The sequence below is a fragment of the Streptomyces sp. ME19-01-6 genome (genome assembly GCF_033793745.1).
In the GTDB taxonomy this organism is placed as follows: Bacteria; Actinomycetota; Actinomycetes; order Streptomycetales; family Streptomycetaceae; genus Streptomyces.
In genome coordinates this window covers 1-1,411 of the sequence record NZ_JARAXF010000102.1, presented here as the reverse complement: position 1 = coordinate 1,411, position 1,411 = coordinate 1, and the positions used below count along the sequence as shown (strand labels likewise).

Sequence of the window (1,411 nt, the reverse complement as noted above, 5' to 3'; positions counted from 1 at the left end):
CCGGATGACCTGCGAAGCGACCAGCCTCGGCAGCACCACCAGCAGGGCGATGAGGGTGACAAGCGCCAGGGCGCTCAGCGAGGAGAAGGCAATGCGCCAGCCGGTGAGGTCACCGACCAGGGTGCCGAGCGGGACACCGAACACGTTCGCGGCTCCGACGCCGCCGAAGATGACCGCGGTGGCTCGCGGCACGTCCGCGGGGGCGACGAGCCGGACGGCCAGGCCGCTGGCGATGGCCCAGAAGCCGCCGATCGCGATACCGACCAGCACCCGGGAGCCCACCAGGACGGCGAAGTTCGGTGCCAGGGCCGAGGCCAGGTTGGAGACGGTCATCAGGGCCATCAGTCCGAGCAGCAGGATGCGCCGGTCCATCGCCCCGACGAGCATCGGAACCAGCGGCGCCGCGAACGCGGCGACGATGCTGGGCACCGTCACCATCAGCCCCGCCGTCCCCTCGGAGACCGACAGCGCGGACCCCACGGAGGTCAGCAGACCGATCGGCAGTTGCTCGGCGGTCACCAGCAGGAAGGTACCCAGAGCCACCGCGGAGACCGCCATCCAGCGACTCTTCTCCGGGACCTCCGGTTCCTGTGCCTGGTCGGGCGTCTGTTCTGCGGTCGTCAACGGAGCCTCCTTCAACAATTCGGGAGCGATCGCTCCCGAATTGGCGACACTAGTATGGGAGCGATCGCTCCACAAGTTGGGTAAGGTGAACACATGGCACGCCCCCGACAGTTCGACGAGAAGAACGCGGTCACGTCGGCGACCGAGCTGTTCTGGCGACGCGGTTACCACGCCACCTCGGTGCGCGACCTGGGTGACGAGCTGAAGCTCACGCCCAGCAGCCTGTACCGGACGTTCACGGACAAGCACACGCTGTTCCTGCGCGCGCTCGACCACTACCGGGCCACCGAGTCGACTGAGGCCCGGCAGCGGCTGGACGCGGCAGACCATCCCGTTCGGGAGGTGCTGCGGGAATGGATGCTGTGGCTGGTCACCTGCCCGGCCGACGGCACGCCCGGCCGCGGGTGCTTCGTGGTCAACACCGCCGCCGAGCTCGGCACCACCGACGAAGAGGTCCGTCAGCGGACCGAGGCCGCCTTCGAGGTCACCCGGCAGGCCCTGCGGTCCGTGCTGGCCGAGGGCCGTGACCGTGGCGAACTGTCCGCCGGTCTCGACATCGACGACGCCATGGAGCTGCTGTTCACCACGGTGCTCGGCCTGCGGGTGCGGGAACGCGCCGGCCACGACATCGAGCGTCTGACCACCGCGATCGATCTCGCGATCCGCGCCCTGGGGCCCACGCCCGCGGAACCTGCCTGACGGCACCGGGACGTGCCAGGAGCGTGTCGCAGCAACCGGCAACCGCGTGTGTCTGGCGATCACTCGTACGGGATGATCCCGGTATGCG

The 1,411-nt window shown here is 69.4% G+C and carries 2 protein-coding genes; one reads left to right on the top strand and one right to left on the bottom strand.

The genetic code is table 11. The features are described 5' to 3' along the window. Nucleotides 1–624, bottom strand: a 624-nt coding sequence (locus tag PV419_RS52800; RefSeq protein WP_319701233.1) for an MFS transporter, incomplete at its 3' end; no start/stop codon positions are given. 93 nt (nucleotides 625–717) lie between these two features. Here PV419_RS52800 and PV419_RS52795 point away from each other — a divergent pair. Further along, complete coding sequence (locus PV419_RS52795; RefSeq protein ID WP_319701232.1) at nucleotides 718–1,323, top strand: TetR/AcrR family transcriptional regulator; 606 nt, start codon at nucleotides 718–720, stop codon at nucleotides 1,321–1,323. Nucleotides 1,324–1,411 lie beyond the last annotated feature (88 nt).